This is a genomic window from Campylobacter sp. TTU-622 (genome assembly GCF_016598965.1).
In the GTDB taxonomy this organism is placed as follows: Bacteria; Campylobacterota; Campylobacteria; order Campylobacterales; family Campylobacteraceae; genus Campylobacter_D.
Map to the genome: position 1 here is coordinate 1 of NZ_JAENKR010000060.1, position 7706 is coordinate 7706.

Sequence of the window (7706 nt, forward strand, 5' to 3'; positions counted from 1 at the left end):
AACAAATTCTTTAAGAGCTCTTTCGAGTTTATTGACTGCTAAATCATAACTTGTTGCTTTAATAATAAGTTTTGCAAGTAAAGAATCATAAGAAGGTGGAATAACATAATCTTTAGAGGAAGTATTTTTAAAAGAAAAAAAACTAATTGATGAATTTAAAGAATTTATTAACGATTCAGATATTAAGAAAATTTATTAATGAATGAAATAGATTTTTGCACCTTAGAAGATCTTTGTCCATATCTTAATGATAGGAATTCAAGAACCGAATATAAATATATATTTAATTGCTCAAAAGAATTAAATCAAGAATTGATCTCTAGAGGATGGAGGCGTTTTGGCAGATATTTTTCAAGACCAATATGTCAAAATTGCAATGAATGTTTAAGTTTAAGAATTAAAGCTTATTTATATAAATTTTCTAAAAACGAAAGAAGAATTTTTAGTAAAAATTCTCAAACAAAAATAATATTGAGAAAACCTACCTTAAGTAACGAGCATCTTTTTTTATATGAAAAATATCATCGTTTTATGGAAAAAAAAAGATCTTGGAAAAGATATGATTTAAATTTTAGACAATATTACAATCTTTATGTTGATGGAGCATTTAACTTTGGTTATGAGCTAGCTTTTTATCAAAATGATTTATTAATTTGCGTTGATTTAATAGATATTTTAAATGATGGAATTTCTAGCATTTATTGTTTTTATGATCCTGATTTTTCACATTTATCTTTAGGAAAATTTTCTCTTTTAAATGAAATAAAACTTGCCCAAAATCAAAATTTAAAATATATTTATTTGGGATATTTTGTTAAAGAGTGTCAATCTTTATCCTATAAAGTCGATTTTATACCAAATGAAATTTTAAAATCTACTAGCACACCTTATGAATGTGCTAATTTATGGGAGAGTGAAGATGCAAGTTGTTCAAACTTTAGAATCGATAAATGTTAATACCGATGATATTACCGTTTTTCATTATTTTAAAGGTTTGATTACTAAAAATTTTTCAAAAGTTATAGGAAGAAAAAATAAGATTTTTTCTTTTTTTGAAGAAAACGAAATTCCACAAAGAAGATACTTTTTAAAAGTTCTTGATCAAAAATATAGAAAAAATACCAATGAAAGTATTAAAAATTTAGACGAAGCACATTTTAAGACTTTTAGATTGAATTTTGAACAAAATAATGTATTAAAACCGATAATCTTTATAAAAATAGACTTTATTCCAGGAAATATTCTTATGAAATTAAGCTCAAATGAAAAAATTTTTATTATTTATATTAAAAACTATTTTAAAGATTTTAAAATAGAATATAATGAATTAAATTATACTTTAAGTCTTGAATATAAAAATGAAAATACTTTAAAGCTTTTTGAACTTTTTGTTAATGAAAATGAACATTTAAAATATTGTGTAGATTTTTCTATTAATCAAGAAGAATATAAACAATTTTGTGAGAATATAAAAAATAAAGAAAATCTTAAATGGAAATTTAATGCATTGGCCAAACTTTTTAATAATTATTTTGAGACTTTACAATGCACTCCACAAAATGACTTAAGCGAAATAAGACAAAAATATCTTATGCTAGTGAAAATATATCATCCAGATTTTAATCAGGATAAAAGTAAAATGGAAAGATTTTACGCAAGAGAACAATTTGAAAAAATTCAAATTGCTTATAATAATTTAAAAGCGTTATATAAAAATAACGCTTAATTAATCCATTTGTCTTCTTAAAAAAGTAGGGGTTTCTAAGGCATTAATCATTTCTTCGTCATAACCTCCGCTTGCTTTTCTAATGATATAAGAGTTTTTCTTAGAAGCATTTTCTTCGTTTGTTTTATTGTTGGTATTATTAGTGTAAGTTTTATCTTCAAATCCGGTAGCAATAATGGTTACTTCTACTTTATCTTCCATGCTATCATCTGTTGTTGTACCAAAAATAATTTTTGCATTTTCATCAACAATTTCTTCTATACTACTTGCTGCAGCTGAAATTTCTATCAAAGAACAATTTGAACTAGTTTTAAAATGTAAAATAACGCCTTTAGCACCTTTAATATCCATACCATCCAATAATGGAGATTCAATTGCATTAGCTAAAGCTTCTTCTACGGCATTTTCACCTTGAGCACTTCCAACACCCATTAAAGCTAAACCTCTATGGCTCATAATAGTTCTAACATCTGCAAAATCGACATTAATATCACCATTATCTAAAAGTATAGAAACCATACCTTTAACAGCACGGGCTAAAATATCATCAACAAGTTTAAAAGCATCTTTGATTCCAATTTTTTTATCAGCAATGCTTAAGAGTTTTTCATTTTGAATAACAAGAATTGAATCACTTTCTTTTTTAAGCTCTAAAAGACCATTTTCAGCTAATTTTTTTCTTTGCTTTCCCTCAAATTTAAAAGGCATAGTAACTACAGAAACAGTCAAGGCACCGATTTCTTTAGCCGCTTGAGCTATTACAGGAGTGGCACCTGTTCCAGTACCTCCACCAAATCCAGAAGCAATAAAAACGATATCACTTTGACTTAGTGAAGTTTTAATTTCTTCAAAACTTTCTCTAGCACTCTCAGCACCAACTTCAGGAAGCATTCCTGCTCCAAGTCCTTTAGTCTTTTTTTCACCTAATTGAATTTTAGTTTTTGCTAAAGAATTTGATATTGCCTGCGCATCAGTATTTGCAGCAATTAGATCTAAATCATTTAAGCCCATTTTTACCATATGGTTGATCATGTTTCCACCACCACCACCGCAGCCTATAACTTTTATTTTAGCACCTTTTGAATGTTGCATTTCCTCTACTAAATATTCACTCATATAAAAACTCTCCCTTAGAATTGATTAATAACTTTATGCCAAAGTTTAGTAAAAACACTTGATTTCTTTTCTTTTATATCTTTAGAATCATATTCTTGTTCTTGTATGAAAATTGTATCATTTTCTTGTAAATTTTTACTAAAATTTTCATCATTTATTTCATCTACATTTTCAATAGCGATATTTTGCTTTATTTGTTTGTTAAAATTTTCAATTTCTCCTTTATATCTTAATTTTTCATTAGAATCTAACTCATAAGGAGTAAAGTATCCAGCCCCATAAAGACACAAACCTATAGCGCAAGTATTTTCAGGATCTGAAAAAATTTCATTAAAACCACTAATAAGCTCTTTTCTGGCTGTTGCCAAACGTACGGATTTATTATCAAAAGTTGCTGGAGCAAGTTCATCAATTCCAGCTAATTTTGTCATTCCGCCAGTTAAAACTATACCACCACCTATTGAATTTATATAACGATTATCACTTAAAATTTTTGCTAAAATCATTAAAGTTTCTTCAGCTCTTGCATAAATAACATTTGAAATTACATCTAAAGATACCTCATTAACTTTTCTCTCATCTCCCATAGAAGGAATTTGTATTAAAGCATTTGGTTGTTGACTTAAAGATATATAGTTTAATTTTATCTTTTCAGCTTCTCTTAAAGGAGTATGCAAAGCCATAGAAAGATCTTGGGTAATATTAATAGAACCAATTTGTAAGCAGCTATTATATCTTATAGAATTTCCAGCATGAACAATCATATCACAAATTGCGCCTCCCATATCGATAAGAACAGCTCCTAATTCTTTTTCACTATCATCTAAACAAGCAATAGAAGATGCATAACCTGATAATACTATATTATCAACTCTTAAATCTGCTAATTCTACAACTTTTTTGAGATTTTTAATATGAGATTCTTGAGAAATTACTATATGAGTAGATACCTCTAAACGATTTCCATTCATCCCTAAAGGATCATCTACAAATTCATGATCATCTACCTTAAAATTATAAGGTAAAACATGAATTATCTCATATCCATTTGGCAAATTCGCCGTATGCTTTGCAGTGCCTACAGCACGATGAATTTCTTTTATAGTAATTTCGCCTTTTGGGATATTAACAACACCTGTGCTATCAACACTCTTGGTATAAGCTCCAGATATAGAAACTACTACTTTGTCATAGTGAACACCTGACATCATTTCAGCACTTTTTACAGCATCTTCTATTGATTTTGATGCAAGCTCTATATTGGTAATTGCGCCTTTTTTTACTCCATTGGTTTTTGCTTTTGCAAATCCTATAACTTTAAGCCCCTCATCATCTTTTTGAGCAATAATTGCACAAGTTTGTGTTGAACCTAGATCAATTCCTAATATATTCAAAATTAATTCCCTTTATAATAAATTTTTATCGGATATTCTTTTTTTAATTGTTCTACCAACTCTTTTTTTAACTCGCTACTTTTTAAAGTTTTTAAATTCTGCTCTAAAACATTTTTATACTCTTTAAATTTTGCTTCATTAAATAATTCTTGTTTATTTATTTTATAAATAACTGCCTTTGTATCATTTAAAACAACATATGAGCTATTTTGATCCGAATTAAAAACATTCATTAAAAAATAATTAAATTCTGTATCATTTAAAATATTTTCACCTAATTTTTGAGAATCTCTAGAAGAATCTCTACTAACAAAACCTATATTAATCCCTTTAAAATTTCCTATTTTACTTTGAGCTATTTCTTCAATTTTTTTTCTTGATTCTTGATTTAGATATTGCTCTAAAACATCATTTTTTGCTTCTTCAAAAGTTTTCAATCTTATAGGATCTACTTTATTTAATCTAATAATCATAAATCCTTCTTCAAATTCAAAAGGTCTAAGAATTTCATTTTTGGTTGTTTTTGTTAATCTTTCAATTGGATATTTTACATCATCTTTAGTGATATTTATATCTTTTTGAAATGAAATTTTTCCAGATTTTAAATCTAGAAATTTTTTATTTGCAATTTCTTTAAGCTCATTTAAGCGATAATCTTTTATAACTTTTTCTTTAGAACTATTAAAATCTAATAATCTTCCATTAACATCTTTATATTTAAATTTATTATTTTTATCGTTATAAAAATTATAAAGCTCTTCATCGCTATATTGTTTTGTATCAGGTTTTATATAATATAATGAAACTTCATATATTTTTTCAGTTTTATAGTTTTCTTTCGTTTCTTGCCAAAGTTTCTCAACTTCTTTTTCATCAATATCTATTTTATTTTTATCATAATTTATTACTTCAATATTTAATAAATCTTGCATAAAAAAACTTGAACTTAGCATTTTTAATTCTTCAGTTTGGTTTGATAAATTAAAAATACCATTAAGTTTATCAATTAGCAATTCATTATAAATACTTTGCTCATATTCTTTTGGAGTAAGATTATTTTGTTTTAAAATATTATAGTAAAATGTTTTGTTAAAATCTCCCTGATTATCCTGAAAAAATCTAGTTTTAATTAATTCTTGTATAATTTCATTATTACTAACATTTAAACCTATATCTTTAGCAAAACTAAGCAAAAGTTTATCTTCTATAAGAGAATTTAGCACAATAAGATCAATTTGTAATTCTTTTGCTTTTTGTTCATTGAGAGTATTATTGCTAATTTGATTGTAATAATTATAAATTTGATTATATCTAGTATTAAATTCACTAAATGTGATTTTTTCATCTCCTACAACTGCAACAGATGAATTACGATTAAGATTAAAATCGTAAGCACCCCATCCAACAAATCCAGCGCCTACAAAAGCAATAACACTAATCCATATAGTAACAACAAGATATTTCTTATGATGTTGCATCCAAGTAAGCATAAAACTCCTTGACAATTTTTATAGCTTATAATTATATCGAATTAGTGTTTAAGTGTAGTTTAATTTTATAAATATTTTTAGTATTTTAAAGTTTTTTCGTTATAATTAATCTAAAATTATTTTTACTTAGGATTTAAATTGCATATACCTCATATACCTGTTTTACAAGAAGAAGTTAGCATTATCTTTGATAATCTGACTCAAGGAGTATTCTTAGATTGCACCCTAGGTTATGCAGGTCATAGTAAAATGATACTAAAAAAACATCCAAAAATTTCTTTAATTGGTTGTGATCAAGATAAAACTGCTTTAGAATTCTCTTCTCATATATTAAGAGAATTTAAAGATAGAATTATATTGCACCATTGTAATTTTAATGAAATTTTAAATAAAGTTGATATTAAAAATATAAGAGGAATTTTAGCAGATATTGGAGTTTCTTCTTTGCAACTTGATCAAAATAAAAGAGGATTTTCGATAAATTCTGATTTTTTAGATATGCGTATGGATCAAGATAAATCTTTAAGTGCATTTGAAGTGGTAAATTTCTATTCACAAGATAAACTTGCTTTTATTTTAAAAGAATATGGAGAGTTAAGTGATGCTTGGAATTTAGCACAAAAAATTATTCAAGCAAGAAATAAAAAACAGATTACAAGCGCAAAAGAATTAAAAGAAATTATAGGTTTTAGTAAGGTTAGTTCAAGAAAAATTCAAAAAGCAACTTTAGTATTTCAAGCTATACGCATAGAAGTAAATAAAGAATTAGAGGTTTTAAAAGAATTTTTAACCCAGATTGAAAATTTAAAATTACAAAATTGTATTTTGGCTATAATTAGTTTTCATTCTTTAGAAGATAGAATTGTTAAAAACTTTTTTAAAAAATGGGAAAAAAAATGCATTTGTGATGATAAAATGTTTAAATGCGAATGCAATAAAAATAATAATTTAGGCAAAATTATTAATAAAAAAGTAATTATCCCTAAACAAGATGAAATTAATTTAAATCCAAGATCAAGTTGTGCTAAATTGCGAGCTTTTTATTTTAATAATATGGACTTTTAATGATAGATGATAATTTTCTAAAAGAAAAACAAAGTATTCGTCAAAAAATGCTTAAATACTCAAGAGCAATCAATCAAAGAGAACCTTTAGATGATGAATTAAAAGAAGAGCTTAGTGATACTGATGATATTTTAAGACGTAGATTTAATAAAAGACGTCAAAATATTTTAGATCAATTTAATGAAGAAGTTAAATCATCTTCTATTAAACCCAAAAAAGCAAATATTTATCTAAAAGAAGATTTAATCAATGTTAAGCTCGAAGAAAAACCTTCTTTAACTAAAAAAATTTTTTTGCATTTAAAGGAAAAAAAAACTAAAAAAAATACTCAAACCAAAACTAAAAAAACATTATTTTTGAATTTTAAAAAAGACAAAAAAAAAGATATATTAATACCAAAAAAACATCATGATAAAGAAGAAAAAGAAATAAAAAATGAAGATAAAACATTAAATCAAATTTCAAAAACAAATTCTATAAACAATGATTTAAAAAACCAAAAACCACCTTTTTTAAAAGATATAGACAAGCCCTTATTAAATCAAAACTTAAATACTCTAGAAGAAGATACCGAGGCAACAAAAAATACTCTTTTAGAAGGTTTTAGCGATGCAACCAAAGAAGATAGAAATTTAAATTTTAATCATTTATTTTTTGTAGCTTTGTTTATTAGTGTTGTTTTATTTTTATTTATTCCCCAAATTTATATCAGAAATCAAATTTATTATTTAAGTAGAGAAATAGCTATTTTAAGAGCAGAAGAAAGTGTTCTTAATGAAGAAAATAAAGAATTAAAAAGAAATTTAGAAAATATACGTTTTCAAAATCAAATTTTAGATTATTTAGAATAATCAAGAACAATTTGTTCAAAAATATATTTTCTAAGTGAATTTTGAGGAATTTGCTCTTTTAAAG

The 7706-nt window shown here is 25.3% G+C and carries 7 protein-coding genes and 1 pseudogene; 4 read left to right on the top strand and 4 right to left on the bottom strand.

All coding sequences use genetic code 11. From position 1 onward, the window contains the following. Positions 1–114, bottom strand: a pseudogene (locus JG677_RS05995) (hypothetical protein); the annotation flags it as partial. An 84-nt stretch (positions 115–198) separates the two neighbouring features. Between JG677_RS05995 and JG677_RS06000 the strand changes: the two are divergent. Beyond that, positions 199–957: an arginyltransferase gene (locus JG677_RS06000; protein ID WP_200285686.1), complete on the top strand. Its 759-nt coding sequence runs from the start codon at positions 199–201 to the stop codon at positions 955–957. Continuing rightward, entirely contained in the window at positions 920–1726 is an 807-nt protein-coding gene (locus JG677_RS06005) for an adenylosuccinate lyase (RefSeq protein WP_200168999.1), read from the top strand. Before JG677_RS06000 ends, JG677_RS06005 begins: the two co-directional genes overlap by 38 nt. Here JG677_RS06005 and ftsZ read toward each other — a convergent pair whose 3' ends face one another. From ftsZ to JG677_RS06020, 3 genes are read right to left on the bottom strand one after another with little or no spacing between them, the layout of a single operon-like run. Continuing rightward, entirely contained in the window at positions 1727–2842 is a 1116-nt protein-coding gene (ftsZ, locus tag JG677_RS06010; protein ID WP_200285688.1) for a cell division protein FtsZ, read from the bottom strand. It abuts the gene before it with no gap. A gap of 14 nt (positions 2843–2856) precedes the next feature. Further along, positions 2857–4236 (bottom strand): cell division protein FtsA, encoded by a 1380-nt coding sequence (gene ftsA / locus JG677_RS06015; RefSeq protein ID WP_200217128.1) that lies wholly within the window; start codon positions 4234–4236, stop codon positions 2857–2859. 2 nt (positions 4237–4238) lie between these two features. Then, positions 4239–5726, bottom strand: coding sequence for a peptidylprolyl isomerase (locus JG677_RS06020; RefSeq protein WP_200285690.1), 1488 nt, complete (start codon positions 5724–5726; stop codon positions 4239–4241). 138 nt (positions 5727–5864) lie between these two features. Between JG677_RS06020 and rsmH the strand changes: the two genes are divergently transcribed. After that, positions 5865–6791, top strand: a complete 927-nt coding sequence (gene rsmH, locus JG677_RS06025) for a 16S rRNA (cytosine(1402)-N(4))-methyltransferase RsmH (protein ID WP_200285692.1) — start codon at positions 5865–5867, stop codon at positions 6789–6791. Next, positions 6791–7642 (top strand): hypothetical protein, encoded by an 852-nt coding sequence (locus JG677_RS06030; protein WP_200285694.1) that lies wholly within the window; start codon positions 6791–6793, stop codon positions 7640–7642. Before rsmH ends, JG677_RS06030 begins: the two co-directional genes overlap by 1 nt. The last annotated feature ends 64 nt before the right edge of the window (positions 7643–7706 follow it).

Bases quoted from the DNA above. Each gene is read 5' to 3' on its own strand.
- JG677_RS06000 (WP_200285686.1), top strand. From the start codon at position 199: ATGAATGAAATAGATTTTTGCACCTTAGAAGATCTTTGTCCATATCTT.
- JG677_RS06005 (WP_200168999.1), top strand. From the start codon at position 920: ATGCAAGTTGTTCAAACTTTAGAATCGATAAATGTTAATACCGATGAT.
- ftsZ (WP_200285688.1), bottom strand. From the start codon at position 2,842: ATGAGTGAATATTTAGTAGAGGAAATGCAACATTCAAAAGGTGCTAAA.
- JG677_RS06020 (WP_200285690.1), bottom strand. From the start codon at position 5,726: ATGCTTACTTGGATGCAACATCATAAGAAATATCTTGTTGTTACTATA.
- JG677_RS06030 (WP_200285694.1), top strand. From the start codon at position 6,791: ATGATAGATGATAATTTTCTAAAAGAAAAACAAAGTATTCGTCAAAAA.